This window comes from Rhizobium sp. NPDC090275, assembly GCF_044772225.1.
Lineage (GTDB): Bacteria > Pseudomonadota > Alphaproteobacteria > Rhizobiales > Rhizobiaceae > Rhizobium.
Genome location: NZ_JBIVYL010000006.1, coordinates 259,448 through 282,019, shown reverse-complemented (window position 1 = coordinate 282,019; position 22,572 = coordinate 259,448). Strand labels below are relative to the sequence as shown.

Annotated in this window: 28 protein-coding genes and 1 pseudogene; 11 read left to right on the top strand and 18 right to left on the bottom strand. The window is 58.5% G+C overall.

Annotation, left to right across the window (positions count from 1 at the left end; all coding sequences use genetic code 11):
- Positions 1 to 6 precede the first annotated feature (6 nt).
- The 10 genes from ACIQUB_RS17565 to ACIQUB_RS17520 all read right to left on the bottom strand — a co-directional run bounded on the left by ACIQUB_RS17565 (position 7) and on the right by ACIQUB_RS17520 (position 7,231).
- Positions 7 to 954: a 2-hydroxyacid dehydrogenase gene (locus tag ACIQUB_RS17565; RefSeq protein ID WP_026283587.1), complete on the bottom strand. Its 948-nt coding sequence runs from the start codon at positions 952 to 954 to the stop codon at positions 7 to 9.
- A 29-nt stretch (positions 955 to 983) separates the two neighbouring features.
- Positions 984 to 1,529 carry a gluconokinase gene (locus ACIQUB_RS17560; RefSeq protein WP_155947868.1) on the bottom strand — a complete coding sequence of 182 codons (546 nt, stop codon included), beginning with the start codon at positions 1,527 to 1,529 and terminating at the stop codon, positions 984 to 986.
- Entirely contained in the window at positions 1,498 to 2,265 is a 768-nt protein-coding gene (locus ACIQUB_RS17555) for an SDR family oxidoreductase (protein ID WP_402930999.1), read from the bottom strand. The genes ACIQUB_RS17560 and ACIQUB_RS17555 overlap by 32 nt, the downstream gene beginning before the upstream one ends.
- A 5-nt stretch (positions 2,266 to 2,270) precedes the next feature.
- Positions 2,271 to 2,612, bottom strand: coding sequence for a hypothetical protein (locus tag ACIQUB_RS17550; protein WP_220331162.1), 342 nt, complete (start codon positions 2,610 to 2,612; stop codon positions 2,271 to 2,273).
- 12 nt (positions 2,613 to 2,624) lie between these two features.
- Entirely contained in the window at positions 2,625 to 3,506 is an 882-nt protein-coding gene (locus ACIQUB_RS17545; RefSeq protein ID WP_402930996.1) for an NAD(P)-dependent oxidoreductase, read from the bottom strand.
- A gap of 61 nt (positions 3,507 to 3,567) precedes the next feature.
- Complete coding sequence (locus ACIQUB_RS17540; RefSeq protein ID WP_402930994.1) at positions 3,568 to 4,299, bottom strand: amino acid ABC transporter ATP-binding protein; 732 nt, start codon at positions 4,297 to 4,299, stop codon at positions 3,568 to 3,570.
- A 61-nt stretch (positions 4,300 to 4,360) separates the two neighbouring features.
- Positions 4,361 to 5,146 (bottom strand): transporter substrate-binding domain-containing protein, encoded by a 786-nt coding sequence (locus ACIQUB_RS17535; protein ID WP_018901713.1) that lies wholly within the window; start codon positions 5,144 to 5,146, stop codon positions 4,361 to 4,363.
- A gap of 71 nt (positions 5,147 to 5,217) precedes the next feature.
- The gene (locus tag ACIQUB_RS17530) at positions 5,218 to 5,874 is read right to left on the bottom strand and encodes an amino acid ABC transporter permease (RefSeq protein WP_018901714.1); all 657 of its coding nucleotides are present in this window, start codon (positions 5,872 to 5,874) and stop codon (positions 5,218 to 5,220) included.
- A 1-nt stretch (position 5,875) separates the two neighbouring features.
- Positions 5,876 to 6,562: an amino acid ABC transporter permease gene (locus tag ACIQUB_RS17525; protein WP_289718631.1), complete on the bottom strand. Its 687-nt coding sequence runs from the start codon at positions 6,560 to 6,562 to the stop codon at positions 5,876 to 5,878.
- Between the two features lie 36 nt (positions 6,563 to 6,598).
- On the bottom strand, positions 6,599 to 7,231 hold the full coding sequence (locus ACIQUB_RS17520) for an HD domain-containing protein (RefSeq protein ID WP_052821381.1): 633 nt from the start codon (positions 7,229 to 7,231) through the stop codon (positions 6,599 to 6,601).
- 108 nt (positions 7,232 to 7,339) lie between these two features.
- Here ACIQUB_RS17520 and ACIQUB_RS17515 point away from each other — a divergent pair, with 108 nt between their 5' ends.
- Positions 7,340 to 8,239: a LysR family transcriptional regulator gene (locus ACIQUB_RS17515; protein ID WP_402930990.1), complete on the top strand. Its 900-nt coding sequence runs from the start codon at positions 7,340 to 7,342 to the stop codon at positions 8,237 to 8,239.
- A 17-nt stretch (positions 8,240 to 8,256) separates the two neighbouring features.
- On the opposite strand, the gene cynR is transcribed toward ACIQUB_RS17515, so the two are convergent.
- Complete coding sequence (gene cynR / locus ACIQUB_RS17510; RefSeq protein WP_402930988.1) at positions 8,257 to 9,156, bottom strand: transcriptional regulator CynR; 900 nt, start codon at positions 9,154 to 9,156, stop codon at positions 8,257 to 8,259.
- Between the two features lie 111 nt (positions 9,157 to 9,267).
- Between cynR and ACIQUB_RS17505 the strand changes: the two genes are divergently transcribed.
- The gene (locus ACIQUB_RS17505) at positions 9,268 to 9,927 is read left to right on the top strand and encodes a carbonic anhydrase (RefSeq protein WP_402930986.1); all 660 of its coding nucleotides are present in this window, start codon (positions 9,268 to 9,270) and stop codon (positions 9,925 to 9,927) included.
- Positions 9,928 to 9,973: 46 nt separating this feature from the next.
- Positions 9,974 to 10,444, top strand: a complete 471-nt coding sequence (gene cynS / locus ACIQUB_RS17500) for a cyanase (protein ID WP_018901720.1) — start codon at positions 9,974 to 9,976, stop codon at positions 10,442 to 10,444.
- A 392-nt stretch (positions 10,445 to 10,836) separates the two neighbouring features.
- Here cynS and ACIQUB_RS17495 read toward each other — a convergent pair whose 3' ends face one another.
- Positions 10,837 to 11,775 carry a GlxA family transcriptional regulator gene (locus ACIQUB_RS17495; protein WP_402930983.1) on the bottom strand — a complete coding sequence of 313 codons (939 nt, stop codon included), beginning with the start codon at positions 11,773 to 11,775 and terminating at the stop codon, positions 10,837 to 10,839.
- A 288-nt stretch (positions 11,776 to 12,063) separates the two neighbouring features.
- Here ACIQUB_RS17495 and ACIQUB_RS17490 point away from each other — a divergent pair, with 288 nt between their 5' ends.
- From ACIQUB_RS17490 to ACIQUB_RS17470, 5 genes are all read left to right on the top strand, one after another.
- Positions 12,064 to 12,900 carry an alpha/beta fold hydrolase gene (locus ACIQUB_RS17490; RefSeq protein ID WP_402931201.1) on the top strand — a complete coding sequence of 279 codons (837 nt, stop codon included), beginning with the start codon at positions 12,064 to 12,066 and terminating at the stop codon, positions 12,898 to 12,900.
- 98 nt (positions 12,901 to 12,998) lie between these two features.
- Positions 12,999 to 13,244 (top strand): hypothetical protein, encoded by a 246-nt coding sequence (locus tag ACIQUB_RS17485; RefSeq protein WP_402930982.1) that lies wholly within the window; start codon positions 12,999 to 13,001, stop codon positions 13,242 to 13,244.
- A gap of 744 nt (positions 13,245 to 13,988) precedes the next feature.
- The gene (locus ACIQUB_RS17480) at positions 13,989 to 15,011 is read left to right on the top strand and encodes a sensor histidine kinase (RefSeq protein WP_402930980.1); all 1,023 of its coding nucleotides are present in this window, start codon (positions 13,989 to 13,991) and stop codon (positions 15,009 to 15,011) included.
- Positions 15,008 to 15,205 (top strand): response regulator, encoded by a 198-nt coding sequence (locus ACIQUB_RS17475; RefSeq protein ID WP_402930979.1) that lies wholly within the window; start codon positions 15,008 to 15,010, stop codon positions 15,203 to 15,205. The genes ACIQUB_RS17480 and ACIQUB_RS17475 overlap by 4 nt, the downstream gene beginning before the upstream one ends.
- Positions 15,206 to 15,218: 13 nt before the next feature.
- Positions 15,219 to 15,440: a LuxR C-terminal-related transcriptional regulator gene (locus ACIQUB_RS17470; RefSeq protein WP_402930977.1), complete on the top strand. Its 222-nt coding sequence runs from the start codon at positions 15,219 to 15,221 to the stop codon at positions 15,438 to 15,440.
- Positions 15,441 to 15,471: 31 nt separating this feature from the next.
- Here the strand turns inward: ACIQUB_RS17470 and ACIQUB_RS17465 are convergent, their stop codons facing one another.
- The 6 genes and pseudogenes from ACIQUB_RS17465 to ACIQUB_RS17440 form a co-directional block, all read right to left on the bottom strand.
- Positions 15,472 to 16,071, bottom strand: coding sequence for a pyridoxamine 5'-phosphate oxidase family protein (locus ACIQUB_RS17465; RefSeq protein ID WP_402930975.1), 600 nt, complete (start codon positions 16,069 to 16,071; stop codon positions 15,472 to 15,474).
- Positions 16,072 to 16,512: 441 nt separating this feature from the next.
- Complete coding sequence (locus tag ACIQUB_RS17460; RefSeq protein ID WP_402930973.1) at positions 16,513 to 17,076, bottom strand: heme-binding protein; 564 nt, start codon at positions 17,074 to 17,076, stop codon at positions 16,513 to 16,515.
- Between the two features lie 18 nt (positions 17,077 to 17,094).
- Positions 17,095 to 17,345, bottom strand: a pseudogene (locus ACIQUB_RS17455) (acetolactate synthase large subunit); the annotation flags it as partial.
- Between the two features lie 222 nt (positions 17,346 to 17,567).
- Entirely contained in the window at positions 17,568 to 18,167 is a 600-nt protein-coding gene (locus ACIQUB_RS17450; RefSeq protein WP_402930971.1) for a TetR/AcrR family transcriptional regulator, read from the bottom strand.
- A gap of 2 nt (positions 18,168 to 18,169) precedes the next feature.
- Entirely contained in the window at positions 18,170 to 18,634 is a 465-nt protein-coding gene (locus ACIQUB_RS17445; RefSeq protein ID WP_402930969.1) for a DUF1348 family protein, read from the bottom strand.
- Between the two features lie 799 nt (positions 18,635 to 19,433).
- Positions 19,434 to 20,129 (bottom strand): FadR/GntR family transcriptional regulator, encoded by a 696-nt coding sequence (locus ACIQUB_RS17440; RefSeq protein WP_402930967.1) that lies wholly within the window; start codon positions 20,127 to 20,129, stop codon positions 19,434 to 19,436.
- A 155-nt stretch (positions 20,130 to 20,284) separates the two neighbouring features.
- Here ACIQUB_RS17440 and ACIQUB_RS17435 point away from each other — a divergent pair, with 155 nt between their 5' ends.
- The 3 genes from ACIQUB_RS17435 to ACIQUB_RS17425 all read left to right on the top strand — a co-directional run bounded on the left by ACIQUB_RS17435 (position 20,285) and on the right by ACIQUB_RS17425 (position 22,567).
- Entirely contained in the window at positions 20,285 to 21,082 is a 798-nt protein-coding gene (locus tag ACIQUB_RS17435) for an ABC transporter substrate-binding protein (protein WP_402930965.1), read from the top strand.
- A 64-nt stretch (positions 21,083 to 21,146) separates the two neighbouring features.
- Positions 21,147 to 21,818: an amino acid ABC transporter permease gene (locus tag ACIQUB_RS17430; RefSeq protein ID WP_018901735.1), complete on the top strand. Its 672-nt coding sequence runs from the start codon at positions 21,147 to 21,149 to the stop codon at positions 21,816 to 21,818.
- Positions 21,818 to 22,567 carry an amino acid ABC transporter ATP-binding protein gene (locus ACIQUB_RS17425; RefSeq protein WP_018901736.1) on the top strand — a complete coding sequence of 250 codons (750 nt, stop codon included), beginning with the start codon at positions 21,818 to 21,820 and terminating at the stop codon, positions 22,565 to 22,567. The genes ACIQUB_RS17430 and ACIQUB_RS17425 overlap by 1 nt, the downstream gene beginning before the upstream one ends.
- Positions 22,568 to 22,572 lie beyond the last annotated feature (5 nt).

Here is a 22,572-nt window from a genome sequence, read left to right as displayed (position 1 = left end):
ATTTCCTTACAATACCGGGGTCGGAAGGGCGACACCCGCAAAATGAGCGGCGAGGTTGTCGCGCACCAGCTTACCCATCGCCTTTCGTGTCTCGATTGTACCTGACGCGTGATGCGGCTGCAGAAGAACATTGTCCAGCGCCAGGAAACGCGAGTTTAGCTTTGGCTCACCCTCGAAGACATCGAGCGCTGCCGAGCCGAGCTTGCCGCTTTCCAGCGCCTCCAGCAAGGCCTCCTCGTCGATATTGGAGGCGCGCGAGATATTGATCAGCATGCCCTCGCGGCCGAGCGCCTCGATCACCGGTTTGGAGACGATGTGGCGGGTCACGGCCGATGCGGCGAGTGTCACGAAGAGGAAGTCGGAATGCCTTGCCAATTCGATGGGGTCGGCGATGAAGGTCATATCCTTGGCAAAATCTTTCGCCGAGACATCGCTATAGGCGATATCCATGTCGAAGCCTTTGAGGCGCTTGGCGACCTCGAAGCCGATACGGCCGAGGCCGAGCACGCCGGCTTTGCGGCCCCAGACGCGACGTTTTAAAGGATAGAGGCCCTTCGCCGTCCAGCTCCCATCCTTGACCCAGGTTTCGGCGCCGATCATGCCGCGCGACTGGACCAGCATCATGGCGACGCCGAGATCAGCAACGTCGTTGGTCAGGACATCTGGCGTGTTGGTGACGCGGATGCCCCGGGCGCGAGCCGCATCCAGATTGACCGCATCGTAACCGACACCATAGACCGAGATTATTTCCAGCTTCGGCAACTGGCCGATGAGATCGGCCGAGGCGCCCAGTTCGCCGCGCGTGGCGATGCCGCTGATATCGGCGCCACGCTGCGCGAGAAACGCCTCGCGGTCGGGGGCTTCATAAAGCTTGTGTACTTCAAACTGCGCTTCCAACTCGACCATATCCCATTCCGGATAGGGTCCGATCATCAGGATGTTCGGCTTGCTCATGGTTTCCTCCATTTGTTTTGTATCCGGTCTCAAGGACCGTTTGGCGACGCCAGATATTCGAGCGCCGAGCAGACGATCGCCTCCAGCGGTTGATTGATCTCGATCGCAACGACCCGGTCCTCTGCGTGAGGAGGTTCAAGCGTCGCGAGTTGGCTGTCGAGGAGCGACAACGGCATGTAGTCGTGACTGCGCGCGGCCATCCGTGCGGCCAGGACGTCGCGGTCGCCATGCAGATAGATGAAGACCACAGGCCTGCCGGCCAGCACCCGAAGCCGATCGCGATATGTCCGCTTCAGCGCAGAACAGGAGACGACGACATTGCCGTCACCACCCAGCGCCCGACCGAGCGCATCGAGCCAGGGCCAGCGGTCGGCATCATCGAGTGGTGAGCCCGCCCGCATCTTTTCGACATTCGCCGCGGGATGAAGGCTGTCACCTTCGATGAAATCGGCGCCGATGCGGCGGGCAAGGCCGTCCCCCACCGAGGTTTTACCGCAGCCCGAGACGCCCATGACCACAACAGGCCCGACCAATGCCACCGGATCAAAGGCTGATTGTGATACCGCCGTCGACATAAAGCGTGTGTCCATTCACAAAAGATGAGGCTCGGGACGACAGGAAGACGGCTGCGCCGACCAGTTCCTCGACATTGCCCCAGCGACCGGCGGGCGTGCGTTTTTCCAGCCATGCGGTAAATTCCGGATTATCGACCAGCGCCTGATTGAGCGGCGTCCTGAAATAGCCGGGCGCCAGCGCGTTGATCTGCAGCCCGTATTTCGCCCAATCCGTCGCCATGCCACGGGTCAGATTTTTCACCGCACCCTTCGTCGCCGTATAGGGCGCAATCCCGGGACGCGCGAGTTCGCTCTGCACCGATGCGATGTTCACGACTTTTCCGCGGCCGCGGCCTATCATGTGTTTGGCGACCGCCTGCCCGACATAGAAGGCGCTGGAGATATTGGTCTTCAGCAACCGCTCCCAACGATCCGCCGGGAACTCTTCCAGTGGACTGCGAAACTGCATCCCGGCATTGTTGACCAGGATATCGATTGGACCAACATCGCTTTCGATCGCATCGACGCCGCGCTTGACCGCGTCGGCATCCGTCACATCGAAGTCACTGGCCGAAACCCGGGCGCCGGCATCCGCCAGCTCGCGCATCGCGGCGTCCAGCTTGCTGCGATCGCGGCCGTTGAGCACGACCTCAGCACCGTGCTCGGCGAGCCCGCGCGCAAGCGCGAGCCCGATCCCCTGCGAGGAACCCGTGACGAGCGCTCGCAGACCTGTAAGGTCGAAAAGCGGGAACGTCATTGCACTCACGCCTGTGCCACGAGATCGTGGATCGCGGCGCTGGTAACGCGGTGATAAACCTTGCCTTCGAACATGGTCAGGAGATGCTGCGTCTGTTCGCGCGACTGGAAGCGTGCATCGCACGCCATGGCGCGCTCAAGCGCGGCCTGGTCCGGATAGGTGATGGCCAGAAGCAGGGGCATGGAGGGCGCGCCCTCGTCGCGTTCGAGCTCGCGGCAGACGGAAACGCTCACTGCACCGTCAAATTTTGTCCATAGTGGTGTCAGCGTGGTCTCTACGAAATCGTAGAACTCTTCCTGTTTGCCGGCTTTGATCGTTCCGACGAATTCGGCGTAGCGGATCAGCATATCATTCCTCCTTTAGGCCTTCGGGCCATCGTAAAACTTCATCAGCGCGGCATTGTCGGCCGCGCCAAGCCCTGCGGACACCATCAGCCGATGGATCTCCATGCAAAGCGACGTCATGGGCATCGCGGTGCCTGTGTGGACGGCCAGCGACTGCACGGCGGAAAGGTCCTTGACCATGTTGTCGATGCGGCCGGTGGGCGAGTAATCGTTGCGCGCCATTTTGCCCATGAACTCCTGCAGGATGGCGCTGTCGGCACGGCCACCGCTCAGCGCCGCGGGGATCCGCTGCGCATCGACACCGGAGTCGATCGCCAGTTTGGTGGCTTCGGCCACGGCGACGAAATTGAGCGCACACAGGACCTGATTGATCAGCTTGGTCGTCTGGCCAGCGCCGCTTGGGCCCATCAGGGTCAGGTTCTGGCAAAGGTCGTCGAGGATCGGCTTCGCCTCGGCGAAATCGGAGGGATTGCCACCGGCCATCACCGTCAACTTGCCTTCGTAAGCCTTTGGCGCCCCGCCGGAGAGCGGGCAATCCAGCCACTTCAGGCCCGCCGCTGCGGCATCCGCGCTGAATTGCCTGGTCAGGATTGGGTCGATCGATGACATGTCGATCATCACCGTTCCGGCTGCAGCACCTTTGACGACGCCGGTAGCCCCGAACACAGCGTCGCGAACGATCGCTGCGGAATTGAGGCTGAGAACCACGGCGTTTGAACGCGACGCCGCCTCCGATGCGGACGCGGCTGCCTCCGCGCCTTGGGCCGTCATCTGCGCTACCTTGGACGGATCGACGTCAAAGGCGATGACGGTATGACCGCTTTTCAGGAGCCGTGTGCCAATTGCGTGACCCATGACGCCACAACCGATCAGTGCGATTTTCCGTTTTTTAGACACAGCTGTTCCTCTCCTCCCGACCGGGGGCTCCATGTGATAGCCAAAATGCGTTCTGTGGCGGTCAGCCGATCTCTGATCTGAGGAAGGCTTGCAGCTCGGGCGTTCTGGGATTTGTGAAAAATTCGGCGGAGGGCCCTTCCTCGTGGATGATGCCGTCCTTCATGAAGATCGTGCGGTTGGCGACGCGGCGCGCGAAGCCCATTTCGTGGGTCACGAGCAGCATGGTCATGCCCTGGCGCGCTAGATCCTCTATGACGGCGAGCACTTCGCCGGTGAGTTCCGGATCAAGAGCCGAGGTCACCTCGTCGAACAACAAGACCTTGGGGCGCATGGCAAGCGAGCGAGCGATTGCCACGCGCTGCTGCTGGCCGCCCGAAAGCATGTCCGGATAGGCATCGAAGCGATCGCCGAGCCCAACCATGGACAGGCAGCGCTGCGCTTCGTCCCGCGCGGCGACCTTGGTCTCGCCTTTCACCTGAACGGGGGCAAGCATGATGTTTTCGCCTGCCGTCAGATGCGGGAAGAGATTGTAGCTTTGGAAAACGATGCCGACGTCGCGCCGGAGTTCCCGCAGGGCCGCCGGCTTGCGTGACATGGCATGGCCTGCGATCTGGATGAGGCCGCTATCAACCGTCTCCAGCCCGTTGAGACAACGCAGGAACGTGCTCTTGCCGGAGCCGCTCCGCCCGATCAACGCGATAACCTCGCCGGCCTCGACATTCAGGGAAACGCCCTTGAGCACTTCGAGCGGCCCAAAGCTCTTGCGGATATTATTTGCGACTACGATAGACATGTTTACCTCTCGATGGAAATGCGAGGGCAGCGGCATAGGCTGCCCTCTGCGGCCATTGGGGTCAGAAGGACGGCAGTTCAGGCATCGGCGTCTTCATCCACTTTTCGTAGATCTGGCCGAGCTCGCCGCTCTGCTTGTGAACGAAGAGAACCGTGTTCAGCCAGTGCAGGAGGTCCGGATCGCCCCGACGCAGGCCCACACCATAAAAGCTCTGCAGATAGGTCGTCTTTTCCTCGAACTTGTCGGGATAGCGCTCCTGCAGCTGCGCGCCGATATAGTTTACGGTCCCGATCGCATCCACCTGACCGGCGACGAGCGCGTTCAGCGTCGTGCTGTCATCGTCGAAGCGGATCAGCTCCATTCCAGGAATATTGGCAGCCGACAGCACTTTCTCATGCGCAGTTCCGCGTGGCACACCGACCTTCTTGCCCTTCAGGTCTGCGAGGCTCTTAATCTCGGTGCCTTTCGGCGCGATGATCACCGACTTGTGGCCACCATAGGGGTTGGAAAAGGCGACCGACAGCGCGCGCTCGGTGTAGATGCCGAAGCTTGCGACGACGAAGTCAACCTTGCCTGTCTGCAGCGACGGAATGCGGCTCTGGCCGGTGACCGGCACGAGCTCCAGCTGGACGCCCAGATCCTTGGCGAGCAGCTTGGCGACATCGACGTCGAGACCATCAGGCTGCATTTCGGCGTTCGTGATGCCGAAGGGCGGGACCGAGAGATCAACGCCGATCATGACCTTCTTGCGGGCGATGATTTCGTCGAGAGAGGCGGCGGAGGCCGCAGTGGCGCCCAGAGCGATGGCGAGACCGATCAGGGGCATGAATAGGGATTTCAGGCGCATGTTGTATCCTCTCAGTTTTGGGTTCCGGTTATGATCAGCGACCTTCTTCGTGTCGTTGATGATGAGGTGGTTCAGGCGCGGGCTCCCCGCTTTGCGGCGCGGCTCTCGAGCCAGAGGCTGAGCTGGGTGAGCGGGAAACACACAGCGAAATAAAAGGCGGCTACGGCCAGGAAGGATTTCAGTGGCTCGAATGTCGCATTGCTGACGAGCTGGCCGGCACGGGTAATCTCGACGAAGCCGATGATGGAGGCGATCGAGGTTTGTTTGATAATCTGCACGAGAAAGCCGACGGTCGAGGGCATTGCCAGCCGGATGGCCTGCGGTGCAATCACATAGCGAAGGACCTTGTAGGGGTGCAGTGCCAAGGCGTCCGCACTTTCCCACTGCGCCTTCGGAATGGCCCGAAGCGCGCTTTCCCATATGGCGCCGAGAAACGCGCTGGAATTGATGGTCAGTGCCACGGCGGCAGCTGCAATCGCGCTGACTTCGAAGCCGAACAGTGATGGGGCGTAGTAACAGATGAACATCAGGATAAGCAGCGGCAGACCCTGGACGAACTGCATATAGGCGGAGGTCGCGACGCGCAGAGCCTTTGAAGACGAGATGCGCATCACGGCGAGCGCGATGCCGACCAGACCCCCGCCCACGAAAGCGATGACAGTCAGCGTCAATGTCCAGCGCAGCGCGTAAAAGATGAAGAGGAATTCCGGCGAGCCAAAAGTACGCATGTCAGATCCCCCGGAAAAGATTGCGGCGCGAGCGGCGGAAGATCAGCAACCCGGCAAGGTTCAGGATGGCGCGGAAGACGAAATTCATCAGGACGTAAACCGCGGCAATCACGAGATAGACCTCCATCGTGCGGAAGGTTTCCGAACTGGCGATCATCGCAGCCCCTGTCAGATCTTCGACGCCGATCGCCGACACGAGACTGGTAGACAGCATGAGCAGCACGCATTGCGACACGACGGGCGTGAACACCTTCTCGAGCGCCGGCGGCAGGATGACGAAGCGAAGCGTCTGGAAATAGGTCATCCCGAGGCTCTCGGCCGCCTCAACCTGGCTGCGATGCGTCGACTGGATGCCGCCGCGGACGATCTCCGCGATATAGCCGCCATTGTTGAGAACCAGCGCGATGAAGACCGACGTCAATGGCGACATCCGCACGCCGAGATTCGGAAGTCCGAAGAAGATCACAAAGATCTGCACCAGAAGCGGCGTGTTGCGCATCGCCTCCACGTAGCACCGGACGAGAAAACGCGGCAAAAAGCCCGGTAAGGTGGAGGCAACGGCACAGCCGACGCCCAGGGCAATGCCCCCGAAAATTCCCACGAACGCCAGCAGCATCGTTAGCCAAAAGCCGCTGATGAACTGCGGTAGGTAGTTTACCAGTGGGCCGAATTGGAAGGTGTAATCCATGCTAACCTCGGCTTTCGCGCCTTACAGTTACAGTCGTCACTCGGTCCCGAGCGGTCGCACGCGGATATTCTTGCCCGCTTGCGCGATCGTATCGGGATGGCAAAGATCGAGCGCTGCCGCGACCAGCCACCAAGTGTGATCGGCCTGTCGGATGATGAAGCATTCCGTGCTATGGCCGATCTGACCGAATTCCATTGCGTGGCCCATGCAGATATGGCCGATTTCGTCGGGAAGGCCGACGGACAGGCAGACATGTGCGCCATAGGCGGAATGACGGTAGGTCGGGTCGCCGTAGCGATCGCCGCGCTCGGCCGAGCGCTTCAGCTTGACCGGATCGAATTCCCAGGTCTTGCCAATGTCATGGCAAAGACCGCCGGCCAGAATGATGTCGCGATCGACCTTGGCCTCGGGATAAGTCGCCTTGAATTCTTCATAGATCGACAGAGCCAGACGGGTGACGCCACGCAGATGCGCATCCTGAGTGCCCCGCTTCAGCGAAAAGATGTTCGGGCTGCCCTCGCCCTGAATGTCGGTGACGCGATCGAAGGACGAGCGTTCGAGAGCGAACACCCAGGCGTCGATAACCTTCTCTCGCAATTCGGCTGACTCGATATCCGCAATCTCTGGCAGATCTTCGAGGATATGCGCGCGGGAAATGGTTTTGTACATTTTTTGACCACCTAGCTGAACTGCTTATTGAGTGAGCTTAGGAGTGATTGAATTCAAAATCCAATTAGGATATTGCCAGGTATCGATCGAATTTTTCTATAGGTTGACATGGCTCTCAGCTTTTCGGCGGTCGAGGCATTCTATTGGGCCTCGCAACTGCGCAGCTTCAATGCGGCAGCGGAGAAGCTGAGCATCACCCAGCCGACCGTGTCCTATCGGATCAAGGAATTGGAGGAGCAACTCGGCGTACAGCTGTTCATCAGGCAGAAACGCCAGCTGCAGCTGACCAGCGAGGGGGAGGCTCTCAAGCACTATGCCGAGGCTATGATCGGCATTGCCCGGGACATCGAATCCAACATCAAAACGCGCAATACCCGCCTGCCGACGCTCAGAGTGGGTGTAATGGACAGTTTCGCAGTCGTATGCCTTCCCGCATTGCTGGACGAACTCGACGGTCGCTTTGCCGACACCCGCGTTGCAGCCACCGTCGACACGAGCCATAACCTCGCCCGACAACTTTCTGAGGGGCTCCTCGACATCGCCGTCCTGTCGACACCACCGGAGCACGACAATGTTGCGCTGGAACTGCTCGGCCGTCAGACGGTGGAGTGGTTTGCGAGCCCCAAACTTGAGATGCCGCGCGAATTCGTCTCGGAAGCGATGCTTCTCCGACAGAGAATATTCTCAACCCCCGCCCCATCCAATCTCCACACTTTGACGACCAATGCCCTGAGCGGCAACCGCGAGCTTGGCCTTCGCCTCAACGTCTGCAACAGCCTTGGCGCCATCCTCAACCTGGTTGAGGCAGGCACGGGCATCAGTATCCTGCCAGGCAGATTGCTTCATACCCAGCTGAAAGCGGGAACGGTACATTTGCTGAGGACCCACTCCCGCCTCCCCATGCAGGACGTGTTCATCGGGACCAACAAGGGCGCGGTGGTGCGGGCGTTACCGCAAGTGGCGCAGATGATCCGCAAAGTGAGTGTGGACGTCGCCTTCTGCGGCTGATCACCGGCGCGGTGGCGTCACGCAGCCTGAAACCCTTCCAACCCGGCCGCGACCTCCCTTGCCAGGGCAACAAATGTCTTGGCCGCAGCGCTTTGGTAGGCGTCCCGGCGCTGCATCAACACGGCGGTGCGCTGCAGGCGCACCGGATCGAGGGCAATTGCTTTCAGGTCCTGATGGGCGAAGGCGATCGTTGCGGGCAGGAGTGTCGAGAGAGACGTCCTGCGGACAATCTCGATCACTGCGCTGATGGAGTTGGCCTCTATCCGGACCTGCGGTTGAATGTTGTGCTGACGGCAGAAACGATCGATCTGCTCGCGCGTGGCGAACTCTGCGCTGAGCAGCACCAAGGACGCCGCACTCAGGGCCTCAAGTCCGACTGATGCTTCACCCGCCAAGGGATGTCCGGTTCTGACCACCAGGGCCAGTGTTTCCACCAGCAGGGGCTCAAGATCGAGGTCTGCTGTCGACGTGCCGGAAAACGCAATCCCGACATCGATCTCGTCAGACAGAAGCAGATCCTCCATGTGCTCTTGCGAAATCTCCCGCAGGTTGAGGGAGATATTCGGGTAGCGACTGTGGAACGCCTCGACGAGGGGGCCGACCAGATAGGTCGTGAACGTTGGCGTCACTGCCACCCGCAGCGCTCCACGGCTGAGGTCGTTCACATCGTGGAGGGCGCGCTTGGCTTCCCGGAACTCCTGCGAAGCACGGCGCACATATTGGAGATACACCTCCCCGGAATCCGTCAATCGTGTCGTGCGCCCTGATCTGTCGAACAACTGCACGCCAAGGCTTTCCTCCATCAGCCTGACCTGCTGCGAAAGCGCCGGCTGCGAGACATGCAGGGCCTCCGCGGCCCGCGTGAAGCTTTGGTGCTCCGCCACTGCAAGGAAATAGCGAACCTGTCGAGAAAGCATATTCAAACCTATAAGATTATCTAATCCATCGCATAATAAACGAGACTTTTACATTATTCCATGCGGCCCGTAGCTTTCATTTCAACAGATCGCGAAATGGAGGTTGCAGCGATGAAAGACATTATCGACGGCTTTCTGAAGTTCCAGAAGGAAGCCTTTCCTGAGCGGGTTAAGCTCTTCAAGGACTTGGCAAATCAGCAGAACCCGCGGGCTCTCTTCATTTCCTGCTCGGACAGCCGCCTGGTGCCTGAACTGGTTACCCAACGCGAACCGGGCGACCTCTTCGTCATCCGCAACGCCGGCAACATCGTCCCGTCCTACGGCCCGGAGCCGGGCGGCGTCTCTGCCTCGGTGGAATATGCTGTCGCGGCCTTGCAGGTTTCGGACATCGTCATCTGCGGCCATTCCGACTGCGGCGCGATGACCGCCATCGCAACCTGCAGGTGCCTTGATCACATGCCAGCCGTGAGCGGCTGGCTGCGTTACGCAGACTCTGCCCGCGTCGTGAACGAGGCCCGCGAGCACAAGAATGAAAGCGCCAAGGTTGCATCGATGGTGCGTGAAAACGTTGTCGCCCAGCTCGCCAATATCCAGACCCACCCGTCGGTGCGGCTCGCTCTCGAAGAAGGGCGCATCACCCTCCATGGCTGGATTTACGATATTGCGAGCGGCCTTATCGAAGCTTTCGATGGCAGCAGGAGCGCCTTCGTTTCCCTCGCCGACAATCCTGACGTCCAGGCCATTAGATATCAGGCCAGGCGCGTCGCTTGAGCCCGACCACATTAACAGCCACATTCCCAATATGGAGACAATAGCAATGTTGCAGTCCCAAGCCACAAAGACCACTCGCCAGGACCTGACCAACGCCATCCTCGCATCGAAACTCAAGAAGGACTTGAGCTTCGCAAAGATTACTGAGGGCACGGGCCTGTCGGAGGCGTTCGTCACTGCTGCCCTTCTCGGCCAGCATCCGCTGCCGGCGAATGCAGCCAAGACAGTGGGCAAGACGCTCGATCTCGATAACGACGCTGTTGCCCTGCTTCAGACCGTTCCGGTCCGCGGCAGCATCGGAGAAGGTGTGCCGAGTGACCCGACCATCTACCGCTTCTACGAAATCGTGCAGGTCTATGGGACCACACTGAAGGCTCTGGTCCACGAAAAGTTCGGCGACGGCATCATCAGCGCCATCAATTTCAAGCTGAGCATCGAGAAGGTCGACGATCCAGAAGGTGGCTCCCGAGCAGTCATCACGCTCGACGGCAAGTATCTTCCGACCAAGCCGTTTTGACAACGCTTATGGGCGGGAGTGCGAATAGAGCGCTCGGGCTGCGGCTTGCCGGTCGCAAGGGTACGCATCGCAGCTAGCATGGCCGCAACCGCGAGCACCGACGTGACTTTCCACAGGCGCGAGTTCTGATCCGAGCTCATGTGCAGACAGCTCGGATCGCCTGGTGGCGCGCCACGGTAAAGGCGATTATTTCCAAGCAGCGCGCCAATGCCCCCTCTCCCGCCCCGTCTCTACAGGCAATTGCTTGACAGGTAGGTCTTGTGACTTCCTACCGTTTCACTGACCCCGGTCCGGCTTCTTCGTGGCGTGAGGATATCGCAATCCGCTGCAGGACATTTTATTTAAGCTTATCGTCCCGGTCGGCGAGATCAAGACCCGCATATCCCCGGCGATCAAGTCCGCGCATCACCGCGATAGACATTCGGTTTCGCGCCCGTAAGCCGGCCGAATACCTTGCGAAATGCTGCAGGATCCGAATAGCCTACTGCCCAGGCAATGCTCTCGACAGAAGCATTCGTCGTCTCAAGCAACTGTCGCGCCTTCATGATGCGCACGTTCTGTAGATATTCGGTCAGCTTAAGCCGTGTCGCGCGAATAAAGCGGCGCTGCAGCGTCCGTTCTGAAAGACGCACGCTGTCTGCCAGTTCGCCGATCGATTTCTGCAACTCCGGCTTCGCATGAAACTGATGCTGGACCTGCAGGACCTCCTTGTCGCCGTGATCGAAGCGCGGAAGAAAAGCCTTGTACTGGCTCTGGCTGCGACGCGGCGGGTCTACGACAAGAAAACGTGCCGTCTCCAGCATCACGGCCTGCCCAAGCAGTTTCTCGACAAGCAGAAGACCGAGATCGGCCCAGGCGAGAATACCGCCGGCGGTGATCACGTCCCCATCGTCGATAATCATGTTGTCGGGCGAAACGTCGATATTGGGAAACCGTTCGGCAAGCCTTTCGGCAAAGGCCCAGTGCGTTGTGGCGCGCCGCCCGTCAATGAGCCCTGTCTCTGCAAGGACAAAGGCTCCGGCGCAAATTGAGCAGACGGTCACGCCACGCGCATGCTGAAACGCAAGCCATTGCGACGCGGGGCTCATGGTCTGCATTTTCTCCGGCATGATGATGCTCGGTGGCGCGATAGCGTAGGTCAGCGAGTGGGGGATTTCAGGATGTGAATCCCATGTACAGGATATATCCACATTCTCCATCTTCCAATAACTGACGCGGATGCTGCGGAGCCTTGTCGGGGCCTGCAGATGCGTCGACCAGTCGCTGGCGATGCAAAACAGATCGGTCAATCCGTAGACGGCAGCCAACTGGCAATCCGGATAGATCAGCAAACCAACCTCTATGAAATCAACGTCGTTTCGATTTGGCACTTTTGCCTCGGATAAAGTCATTTGCGCCACGCGCGTTCGACATAAGATGGCGATATCTTCTGCTTGTCAAATAAGGAATGCGCACACATAGCGCGACAGGAGAATGCAATGACATCCGAGACAAATCGCTTCTTCGTGTCGAGACGCAGCGTACTGCTCGGCAGCATCGCACTTGCCAGCGTGACCATCCCGGGGCTCGCGTTCTCACAGAATTCTTCAACCGGCAACTTTTCACGAGGAGATATCGACATGGGCTTCGTAACAACTAAGGACGGCACCGAAATCTTTTACAAGGACTGGGGTCCGAAGGACGCTCAGCCGATCGTCTTCCACCACGGCTGGCCGCTGTCGTCGGACGACTGGGACGCGCAGATGCTGTTCTTTCTCTCGAAGGGTTATCGCGTCGTTGCCCATGATCGCCGTGGCCACGGCCGTTCCGCGCAGGTCGCCGATGGTCACGATATGGACCACTATGCCGCTGACGCTTTTGCCGTCGTCGAAGCGCTGGATCTGAAGAACGCCGTGCATATCGGCCATTCCACCGGTGGCGGTGAAGTTGCTCGCTACGTTGCCAAGTTCGGCCAACCGGCCGGGCGCGTCGCCAAGGCGGTTCTGGTGTCGGCCGTTCCGCCGCTGATGCTGAAGACCGAAAACAACCCTGAGGGCCTGCCAATCGAAGTGTTCGACGGCTTCCGTTCGGCACTTGCCGCCAACCGCGCACAGTTCTTTCGCGATGTCCCGGCCGGCCCTTCCTATGGCTTCAACCGGGATGGCGCCAAGGTGCAGGAGGGCGTGATCCAGAATTGGTGGCGCCAGGGCATGATGGGCGGCGCCAAGGCGCACTATGATGGCATCAAGGCCTTCTCGGAAACTGACCAGACTGAGGATCTGAAGGCTCTCACCGTGCCGACGCTCGTCCTGCATGGTGAAGATGACCAGATCGTCCCGATCGCGGATGCCGCCAGGAAATCGATCAAGCTGCTGAAGAACGGCCAGATCAAGACCTATCCGGGCTTCTCGCACGGCATGCTCACCGTCAATGCCGAAGTGCTGAACGCCGACCTGCTAGCCTTCATCAAGGGCTGACGCCTATCCGGTGTGGGCGATCCTCGCCGCGGCGCTTTGGGCCGATCGAAAAACAGAGGGGCGTCAGCGCCCCTCCTTGGCGACCAGCATTTGGCAAGTTGCGTGCCGCCGCACGCCCGATCGGCGCGCCGGCGCCGCCGCACTACTGGCAGATGTATTTCGGCTCTAACTCAAGACCAAGAATTTACTGTGGCATGTCCGCGTCGCATTCCCGCGATTACCATCTGCTGCTCGACGAGCATGGCTACGAGTTGTTGGCGATGAAAGATCCGCTTGCCAAGCGGATCGGCGGCGACGCCCTGCGATCCGGATATCTCTTGCAAGCAATGCATCGCTGCTCATGATGCCAACTTCGTCCATCCTCTGAGAAATCTAACGATGGCGCGATCGTCAGCCTGCTTGAAGCTGGAGCGACGAGACCGAGAAACGTATCTGGTTCCTGTTCGAGAGCCTCCTCCACACCAACAATTGATCACGTGAAAGCCGGCATTGCGATCCTGTCCCGGTAGGATTACCGATTGCCGCTTTGCGCCCGATGGGTATTGATTTGACCATCACCACTCACACACGGAGTGGATGCTTAGCAGCATCCTGTGTCATGCGACGATTTCTATACGAGCGCCGAGTTCCCGCAAAAACCGCACTTGCATGGGTCGCAGTCAGTGCGCTGTCTGTTCTGGTCCTCGCCGTTGCCAACTATAGAGCGGGTCAGCAGGAGCTTGTTGAAAGATCAGGTAACACCGAAACGCTCCTTGCTGAAAAACTGGCGCAACACGATGCCCATCTAAGCGCACTCGGCGCGATCGTTCGCATGTCACCAGTTGAGCCGTCGCCGATCATTCAAGGCCTCTCGGAAAACATTCTGGTCCGGTATCCCCCGTATTGTCCAAATCACCACATTCCGGCTCGATACCGCTGCCCCGCGGGCATTCTTGTATGGCCAGCCGCTTGGAGCCACAGAGGAAGATGGCCGCTCGCTCAGCGAATTACCACAGCTCTCCAATGTTGGCGATATCGTGAGCCGCGCCCTGCCCGGCGGGCAGGCCTACCATATCTTCAAGCTTGTCTAGCCCGGCCGCCTCTTGCGTATGCGTATCGACGTCAATGCGTTGCTGGGCCGCGATATAGCGCCCCTTAACTACTCCACCAAGCTGACACTGAATGGCGAGACACTCGCGAAACATGGCCCCGGCGACAAAACGCTCCTTTCGGCTACGACAAGCATCGCGATGATGAGCCATACTCAGCCCCTCGAGCTGGAAATCAGCCGGAATCTCGGCATCGATGAACTCGTCCCGCTTCGGTTGGCCGTACCGCTGATTGTCGGCTGGGCCGCGGTCATCTGGTTGGCCATGTCCCATAGGCAAACCCGGGCCGAACGGCGGCGCCATGAGACGAAGGCAGCGATGCTGAAGCAGGAAGCGATGCTCGCGCATGCTGGCCGGGTCAACGCTCTCGGTGAGATGGCCTCCGGAATTGCCCACGAACTGGCTCAACCGGTGACCGCAGTGCTCAGCCAGAGCCAGGCCGCAAAGCGCGCGCTGGCAATCGGCCGCCAGGACATCCTCGCAAAGGCACTCGACGCAAATATTCGCGAAGCAAAGCGTGCGGGTGATATCCTGGGACGCATGAGGGCCTATATCTCAGGTGCGCCGGCCGATATCAAATTGGTCCCTCTTGATGAGGCAGTTAGGGCCGCCATCGGCCTGATCCAGGCGGATATCAAGGCGCGGTCAATCGCCTTGAATGTCGAGGTTCCCTCGGGTCTGCCCATTGTGCCGATCGACGTGGTTTCATTTCAGCAGGTCATTCATAATCTCGTGCGTAATGCCGCAAATGCGCTCGCCGAATGCCCGTCACCTCTCATTACACTAAGGGCTCGGCGCGAAGAAAGCGGGGTTGCCATCGTAGTGGCAGACAATGGGCCACGCATAGAAACCGCTTCACTTCATCGGATCTTTGAACCGTTCTTCACCACAAAAGCTGAGGGCATGGGCCTTGGGCTGCCTTTGTCGTCGCGGCTGATCGAGCGCATGGATGGTAGTCTCGAAGCATTTAATGACTGCGGCGCCACCTTCATTATCCGCCTGCCACTGGGAGAACCCTCGTGATCTACCTTGTCGACGACAATCTCGCGGTGCGAGAAGCAATGACGCTACTGCTCGCCACCTACGCCAAGGAGGTGACCACCTTCTGTGATGCCGAGCACCTGCTCAATAATCTGGGAAACGTGCAGCCGGGGATCATACTTCTCGATCTCAGGATGCCGGTCGTCAGTACTCGACGATCTTCTCGTCTGCAATGAAAGCAACAGACTATTGGACCACCTCACCTCCCGCGAGCGGGAAGTGATCGAACTCGTATCAAAGGGCTTTGGAAGCAAGGAGATCGCCTCAGCACTTAATGTGTCTGCGCGAACCGTTGACAGTCATCGGGCGAGCATCGCAACAAAACTCGGAACACCCGCAGTCGCGGAGCAGACCCGCATCTGGCTCATGGCGTATGACAGGCATGCGAAACTGCCATTGAGACTAAGGTGAGCCTGCAACACTAAATTTGTTCGCAACCCGGCTAGGCGTCATCGAACATGCCCGTCGGCAGGCCGTCCATGCTGTAGGCGTTTTTTTCCCGCCGATAGATCTCGATACCATCTGGTCCCTTTGCGTCGGTCCATTGATCGAGGCTCGGCCGCTCGGCCTTGTAGTGGAAAAGAGGAACGCCGAAGCAGCAAGAAGTCTGCACGAGGTCAATGTCCAGCAAAATGACCTGCCGGGCTCCTGAAGGTTCCGCACCGTCGTAATGACAGATCAGGATATTGTTATATTCCTGGCTGCCGCGGGGGATGGATCGCCCGCGGCCGTAAAGGCGCAAGATCATCGGTGGCCCGTCAACCGCACAAAACATGATCGTTAGCCGGCCATCTGCGCGCAAGTGGGCCGCAGTCTCGTTGCCACTGCCCGTTCTATCCAGGTAGACCACCGTATTCCCATCGATTACGCGCAGACAACCCGCCTCACGAGGCGAAACATTCACCCGTGAACCATCCGTTGCCGAGGCGGTGAAGAAAATATGCTGCCGGTCGATAAAATCCTTGAGACGATTGTCTATGCTCTGGAATTGTTTCGCCACGACGGGTGCGTCCTTTTGCTTGAAAATGCGATCGATAGGCATCCAGCGGCCAGGAGATCACGCGTGCGCAGCTTCGTCCAGAGCTTCTCCTAAAGCACTGCGAGGTGCGCCACCAAAGACACTCCATGTTACGGCGCCGACCTCAGGTCAGCGTAAGCCCTGCTTGGCACCTCGCAGTGAATGCGACGATATCAAGGCAGGTTTAGGTCTAGTCCAAGCATCCGGCTCGCAAAAAGCGCGACGAGCCCAACGCCGGCTAGCGCAACCAGAAACAATGCGACCACTTTTGTGCCCGTTTGCAGCAACGCGCGTGTCGTCCGCTTCTCGCCTCGGTCGTAATGCCATTTGACAGCGAAATACATTCGCGACAGCCAATGCGGTAAGCTTGAACGTTGCAAAGACTACAGGAACCCAGTTCATATCTGAGACTTTCACAGCCGAGGGCGTCGATCGCTTCGATCGACGCCGCGTGACATCGCTTTCCTATTTGATGCGTGCGCCGACTTTTTCGATCGCCTGGTTCGCGCATGCTTCATCCAGATTGCCGCCTGGTGCACCAGCTACGCCGATCGCGCCGATCGTATCCGCACCGACCTTGATCGGTACGCCACCCGCCAACACGAGAAAGCCTGGGATATCGACCATGCCGGCGGCAACCGGGCTCTTTGACACGTTCTCGGCGATCGCGCTGGTGGGGTTACGCGACGACGCCGACGTGAAGGCCTTCTGCGTGGAGGCGTTGGTGGTATGCGGGCCTGCTTTGTCGGCGCGCACCAAGGCAAGAAGGACACCCGACCGATCCGTTACGGCTGCCGAGACGTTGTAACCATCAGCGCTGCATGCCGAGACGGCGGCCTGGGCGATATCAACCGCGAGGGTGGTTGCGATGCTTGTCTGCTGCAAGGTGTCTTGAGCATAAGAGGAGGTCGCAACCAGCGCGCTGGTGGCCAGGGTGATCAGGAGGATCTTCACTTTGGTAACTTTCTTTCGGTTGTCGATAATTCTCAGCTTACTGGAAGCCATGATCAGGTGAATTCGCGTCGCCACGGAGTGGAATCGGTAGAATTACCGAGCCGCCTGCACGATCGGCAGCCTCGCCGCTAAATCTCGCACCAGCACGCGCGTGTGCTTGGCATAGTCGATTGGACCTTCGACAAGATGCACGTTGCCGATCGCGAACCCATTGTTCAGGGTCGACGACTACCGAAGGTCATCCCGAAATCGGCAAAACGGTCGACAGCCTGCTTCCAGTGGATCATCCCGTAGCCATCTCCTTTGATCAGAAGAATAACGAGCGTTAGCCGCAAACGCACCGCTTTTATGGGTCACAGACGTTAACGAAGAAGATCCTCATGGTGTCAACCTCTTCCGATGACGCGCGTTGAGGCGAACACGTTGCCGTGGACATCGGCTTCGGAAAAATCAGCGAGGTTATCGCAAAGAGGATGACGTTATGATGATAAGCTGCCTCTCCAGCTCGCGAAGGCCACGGGGCATGTCTCCGCAAGCAAAATCTTAGGCCAGGCAGCGGCGAGGGGTCAAAACGACCTTTTACCCGAGGAATTGTCGAGTGCCGTCCCGTCAAACGCCAATCGACCATGAAGCTGATCGATAGCGCGTTGGAAAACGGCGGGATCGTCGAGTGCCCTGGACAAAACGATCGCGCCCTGGATGGCGAGAACGGCGTCTTCCGCGAGGATGCGCGCCTGCTCGACGTCACGACCTTGCCGAACGAGCGCCGCTTGCAGAGCGTCTACCCAGCCGACGAAGTAACCTCGGATGGCCTGGGCGAAGAGGTCTCGGGTGTTGGCGACAGCGAGCGCACCAACGAGACAAACGCGCCCGCCCGACCTGAAGTATTTCGTGGTTTCCTTGAGCATCGTCGCGATGGCAGCATCGGCATCCTCTTCGTCTCTCAGCGGAGAATAGACGGAATCTTCAAACCATTGTCCGATGTCGGCGAGCACGGCCCGGACCATCTCCTCCTTCCCATTTGGGAAGAAGTGATACAGGCTGCCCTTGCCAAGACCTGTCGCCTTGCCGATCAGGGCAAGGCTCGCACCTTCGTATCCATGCTCGCGAAAAACTTCGGCCAGGGAGGCAATGGCATCGGATCTTTCAGCGACCATGCGGGCCATGATCAGAGACCAAGATCGCTGAGGCTGGGATGGTCGTCCGGACGACGGCCGAGCGGCCAGTGAAAAAGGCGATCATCGTCAGCAATTGGCATTTCATTGATGCATGCGTGGCGGTGCGCCATCAGGCCGTCCTCTGCGAATTCCCAGTTCTCGTTACCATAGGCACGGAACCAATGGCCACTGTCGTCACGATATTCATAGGCGTAACGCACAGCAATGCGATTGCCGGTGAAGGCCCAGAGCTCCTTGATGAGGCGGTACTCATGCTCCTTGTTCCATTTGCGCTCCAAAAACGCCTGGGCTTCCTGGCGGTTGGTGGCGAATTCGACGCGGTTTCGCCAGCGGGTGTCGAGAGTGTAGGCAAGCGCCACCTTGGCTGGGTCGCGACTGTTCCAGCCATCTTCAGCCAGACGGACCTTTTCGATTGCGGTTTCGCGTGTGAACGGCGGGAGAGGAGGACGTGACATTTTGTGTTTCCTTTGCAAATCGTTAGTTTGTACTATTCGGTAAACTGTTTACTGATCGGTACAGTATTTTCGATCAGTTTGTGTGTCAACGTGTTTTTCAGCTCTCGAAACTTTTTTTGGTGGGCACTCATCTGCCGAAAAGCGATCCCGTCGGCGATCGACCAATCCGCGCGAAATCGAGCGTTGCCAGCGGCCGAAAGCGCGAGAGCTTAGCTCCAGGGAGTGAAGCGTCTCGGGACACACGCACGACGAAATCGGCCAAGGCCAAAGACGGATTGCCTCTCCTCAGCCCTTGGCCGAATTTTTGCGTACTGGCGATGTGACTTTGGAAATGCTTCTTGAGGGCGCAAGCTCTCCTCGCGACCAGAAGCGTGCCAGAAGGTTTGCGACGGAACTTTGACAAGTTTCCGCAGCTGACGCTGCATAGTTGGAAGATCAGAAAGGCATCGGCTTCGATGCCATGATCGAAAACGCCAATCGCTTGGCAGAGGAGCCCCGTGAGAGCCCCATCCTGCCGTTTTGGTCAAGGCACGAGAGCCCGAGAGGCCATTTTTGGCGATCTTGTCAGTCGAAGACGACCAGCGGTCGGTTTTTCGTTTTTTGCCGGCTCCGATATAGCATCATCGTCCAATTCGAGGCGGAATTCGGCGCGAGCTGGCTGGGCCTGCCTGAACGAATTTCAGATGGAACCAAATGACCGTCGACGCTGACGCCAACTTCATACAGCCGAACCGAGCTGGAAAAGCCCAGTTTGCTCTGTCAGCCCAGTTTCACGTTCACGTCTTCCTCGATCACTTGTCTACGGCTGCAACCCGGCGCAGCGCGCGGTATTTCGAATGTGCGTTTCCATCTCAACGCGAGCCATATCTCCGGCATTGGACTTTAGAGCTGTGATAATGCGGCGGTGTTCCGCGATTGATTGACGCATTCGTTCCGGATCCGTGATGGGGATAGGCTGACGCTGGGTTTCCGTGACCTGATCGCGCACCGTCTTATAAAGCGCCTTTAGCATGGTGTTGGAGCAAGCGGACACGATGATACCGTGAAACTCCAGATCGGCATCGACATTGGCGAGCAGGTCCTGACTAGCCCAGCACTCCTCCATGGTCTTGGTTGCTTTTTCCATCAAATCGAGCTGTGCCTGCGACAATCGCCCAGCCGCGAGGCGTGCGATCTCGCCCTCCAGCAGGATCCGGGTCTGGAAGACGTCAAAAACAGAATAGCTTTCGGAATAACGCCACGGCGCCATGTTGCCACTTGGGCCGGCCGTCCCATCACCGGCGGCCACGAATGTCCCTCTCCCAGCTTCCGTCTTCAGCAAGCCCAATGTCTCGAGCGTTAAAAGTGCCTCGCGTAACGACGCCCGGCTGATGCCAAATCTTTGGGAGAACTCACGTTGAGAGGGGACTTTCTCACCTGCTTTCAATTCCCCAGACTGAATCATGGCCTGGATTTCGCGGGCAACCGATTGTGGCAAAAGCGTTTTATTCAGCATCCGATCCTAGCTCCCTTAAACCCGCACTGCCGCTTTCGATACATTTTTCAATTGGGATCTTGCAAAGGATTAATGCACGTGCTTGTCTGGTCATACTGGTCTGACCAGTTAGACCAACGTAGATTGGCTTGAATCATAAAACAAGGGGTTCTCAAATGCTTCACGTTTCGCGCATAAAAACTACTTTTCTAGCCGGGCTGGTGTCGGCGCTCGGCGTGTTCAGCGCCCAAGCCGCTGATCTGACGGTTGGTGCCAACATTGGTAACGTGCCGTGGGAGTTTCAAGATGCCAGCGGAAAGACCGTTGGCTTCGAAGTCGATCTCGTCAACGAAATCGCAAAGCGCCTGGGCAAGTCGGTAGAGTTCGTCAATACGCCGTTCAACGGTCTCTTTTCCGCTGTTCAGTCCGGCCGTATCAATATGGCGATTTCATCGATTACCATCACAGAGAAACGCCTGGCGTCGGTTAGCTTCGCCCAACCATACTATGACAGCGATCAGTCTCTAACAGTGACAGCAGCTTCCGGCATTACCGGGCTGAAGGACATGAGTGGCAAGGTCGTTGGCGTAGATACCGGATCGACGGGTGATATGTGGGCGGAAGCCCATAAGGGTGATTACAAGCTTGGCGAAATCCGCAAGTTCGAAGGATTGCAGCCCGCCATGCTCGATCTCGTTGCAGGACGGGTCGATGGCTATATCTCCGACATTCCCGCACTGCTCTACTACGCCAAGGACAAGCCGGAGCTGAAGGTCGTCGAGCGTATTCCGACAGGCGAAAAATACTCGATCATGTTCAACAAGGGCGATCCGTTGGCTGCAGAGGTCAACGCAGTCATCACCAAGCTAAAGGGCGAGGGCTTCATCGCTAAGTTGCACGAAACTTGGTTCGGCGCAAAGGCCGAGGACACGACATCGACCGTTCCTGTACTCGATATGCCCAAGGCCAAGTAGGGCTTACACTGCGTCTGGCGGGGCCGCACGTGTCCCGCCAGGTTGCCAAGGGAGCCTATCCGGCATGAACCTCATAACGACCTTCTTCAATATTCCGGTCTTTCTTAATAGCCTGCCGCAATTGCTTTGGGGACTTGTTGTCACCGTTCAGATCGGCGTTGCCAGCATCCTTTGCGGTCTGGTCGGGGGTCTATTTCTGGCGATAGCACGTCTTTACGCCCCGGCCATTTTCACGCTGCTGATCCGAATCTACATCGACATCTTCCGGTCGATCCCTTTGCTGGTGCTGTTGATCATTATCTATTACGCGCTCCCATTCGTCGGGATCCGGCTGTCTCCATTCTTTTCTGCTGTCACCGCGCTGTCGCTGGTGTCTGCCGCCTATACCGCGGAAATCTTTCGCGCTGGCATTGAGGCTGTTCCCCACGGTCAATTTGAAGCATCCGCAGCGCTTGGCTTCTCCAACCGCAACACCATGGTGGATATCATCCTTCCGCAGGCCATCCGGATCGTTATTCCACCGCTCACCAACAACTGCATCAATGTCATGAAAGACACCGCCCTTGCGTCGGTCGTCGCCATGCCGGACTTGTTGAAACAGGCAACACAAGCGCAGGCGCTCAACGCCAACCCGACGCCGCTGATCGGTGCGGCCGTGATCTACATCGCACTGCTTTGGCCAATGGTTGCTCTGGTTGCGCGGCTTGAAAGACACTTCAATCGGGGGAAACGTTGATGGGAAAGACCACAACCCCACTGATTTCCATCCGCGGGCTGACCAAAGCGTATGGGTTATACACCGTTTTGCATAGCATTGACCTCGATGTGGCTGAAGGCGAGGTCGTCTGCGTAATCGGTCCTTCCGGCTCCGGAAAATCGACGCTCATTCGCTGCATCAATCATCTGGAGGCCTTTCAGCCAGATAGCAGCATCACGGTAGATGGCATTCGCGTGGCGCCTGGCCCGGCACTTGCCAAAGTGCGTGCGGAAGTCGGCATGGTTTTCCAGTCGTTCAATCTGTTTCCGCATATGACCGTTTTGAGAAACGTCATGATCGCTCCCATGAGGGTTCGAAAGACACCAGAGGTGGAAGCTGGACGCAAGGCGCGCGAGCTTCTAGCCCGCGTCGGCATTGCCGAGCAGGCTGCGAAATTTCCAGGTCAACTCTCTGGCGGCCAGCAGCAGCGTGTGGCAATCGCCCGGGCGCTGGCCATGGAGCCACGAGTTCTTCTGTTTGACGAGCCAACATCGGCTCTCGATCCGGAAATGGTCGGCGAAGTGCTGGATGTCATGCGCACACTGGCCGGCACCGGAGTGACCATGGTGATTGTCACGCACGAGATGGGTTTTGCACGTCAGGTGGCAGACCGCGTCATCTTCATGGATGGCGGGCGCCTCGTCGAAACTGGCACACCTTCCGACATCTTCGACAATCCTAAAGAGGCAAGGACGCGTGAGTTCCTTCGTGCCGTCCGCGACCACTGAATAAA

What these genes read in the sequence shown, in the direction of transcription:
- cynR (WP_402930988.1), bottom strand. Translation starts at nt 9,156, where the DNA reads ATGCTTTCTCGACAGGTTCGCTATTTCCTTGCAGTGGCGGAGCACCAA.
- ACIQUB_RS17555 (WP_402930999.1), bottom strand. Translation starts at nt 2,265, where the DNA reads ATGACGTTCCCGCTTTTCGACCTTACAGGTCTGCGAGCGCTCGTCACG.
- ACIQUB_RS17480 (WP_402930980.1), top strand. Translation starts at nt 13,989, where the DNA reads ATGCGTATCGACGTCAATGCGTTGCTGGGCCGCGATATAGCGCCCCTT.
- ACIQUB_RS17465 (WP_402930975.1), bottom strand. Translation starts at nt 16,071, where the DNA reads ATGCCTATCGATCGCATTTTCAAGCAAAAGGACGCACCCGTCGTGGCG.
- ACIQUB_RS17550 (WP_220331162.1), bottom strand. Translation starts at nt 2,612, where the DNA reads ATGCTGATCCGCTACGCCGAATTCGTCGGAACGATCAAAGCCGGCAAA.
- ACIQUB_RS17535 (WP_018901713.1), bottom strand. Translation starts at nt 5,146, where the DNA reads ATGCGCCTGAAATCCCTATTCATGCCCCTGATCGGTCTCGCCATCGCT.
- ACIQUB_RS17435 (WP_402930965.1), top strand. Translation starts at nt 20,285, where the DNA reads ATGCTTCACGTTTCGCGCATAAAAACTACTTTTCTAGCCGGGCTGGTG.
- cynS (WP_018901720.1), top strand. Translation starts at nt 9,974, where the DNA reads ATGTTGCAGTCCCAAGCCACAAAGACCACTCGCCAGGACCTGACCAAC.
- ACIQUB_RS17565 (WP_026283587.1), bottom strand. Translation starts at nt 954, where the DNA reads ATGAGCAAGCCGAACATCCTGATGATCGGACCCTATCCGGAATGGGAT.
- ACIQUB_RS17515 (WP_402930990.1), top strand. Translation starts at nt 7,340, where the DNA reads ATGGCTCTCAGCTTTTCGGCGGTCGAGGCATTCTATTGGGCCTCGCAA.
- ACIQUB_RS17560 (WP_155947868.1), bottom strand. Translation starts at nt 1,529, where the DNA reads ATGTCGACGGCGGTATCACAATCAGCCTTTGATCCGGTGGCATTGGTC.
- ACIQUB_RS17445 (WP_402930969.1), bottom strand. Translation starts at nt 18,634, where the DNA reads ATGTCACGTCCTCCTCTCCCGCCGTTCACACGCGAAACCGCAATCGAA.
- ACIQUB_RS17450 (WP_402930971.1), bottom strand. Translation starts at nt 18,167, where the DNA reads ATGGCCCGCATGGTCGCTGAAAGATCCGATGCCATTGCCTCCCTGGCC.
- ACIQUB_RS17525 (WP_289718631.1), bottom strand. Translation starts at nt 6,562, where the DNA reads ATGGATTACACCTTCCAATTCGGCCCACTGGTAAACTACCTACCGCAG.
- ACIQUB_RS17540 (WP_402930994.1), bottom strand. Translation starts at nt 4,299, where the DNA reads ATGTCTATCGTAGTCGCAAATAATATCCGCAAGAGCTTTGGGCCGCTC.
- ACIQUB_RS17440 (WP_402930967.1), bottom strand. Translation starts at nt 20,129, where the DNA reads ATGCTGAATAAAACGCTTTTGCCACAATCGGTTGCCCGCGAAATCCAG.
- ACIQUB_RS17490 (WP_402931201.1), top strand. Translation starts at nt 12,064, where the DNA reads ATGGGCTTCGTAACAACTAAGGACGGCACCGAAATCTTTTACAAGGAC.
- ACIQUB_RS17430 (WP_018901735.1), top strand. Translation starts at nt 21,147, where the DNA reads ATGAACCTCATAACGACCTTCTTCAATATTCCGGTCTTTCTTAATAGC.
- ACIQUB_RS17520 (WP_052821381.1), bottom strand. Translation starts at nt 7,231, where the DNA reads ATGTACAAAACCATTTCCCGCGCGCATATCCTCGAAGATCTGCCAGAG.
- ACIQUB_RS17505 (WP_402930986.1), top strand. Translation starts at nt 9,268, where the DNA reads ATGAAAGACATTATCGACGGCTTTCTGAAGTTCCAGAAGGAAGCCTTT.
- ACIQUB_RS17530 (WP_018901714.1), bottom strand. Translation starts at nt 5,874, where the DNA reads ATGCGTACTTTTGGCTCGCCGGAATTCCTCTTCATCTTTTACGCGCTG.
- ACIQUB_RS17425 (WP_018901736.1), top strand. Translation starts at nt 21,818, where the DNA reads ATGGGAAAGACCACAACCCCACTGATTTCCATCCGCGGGCTGACCAAA.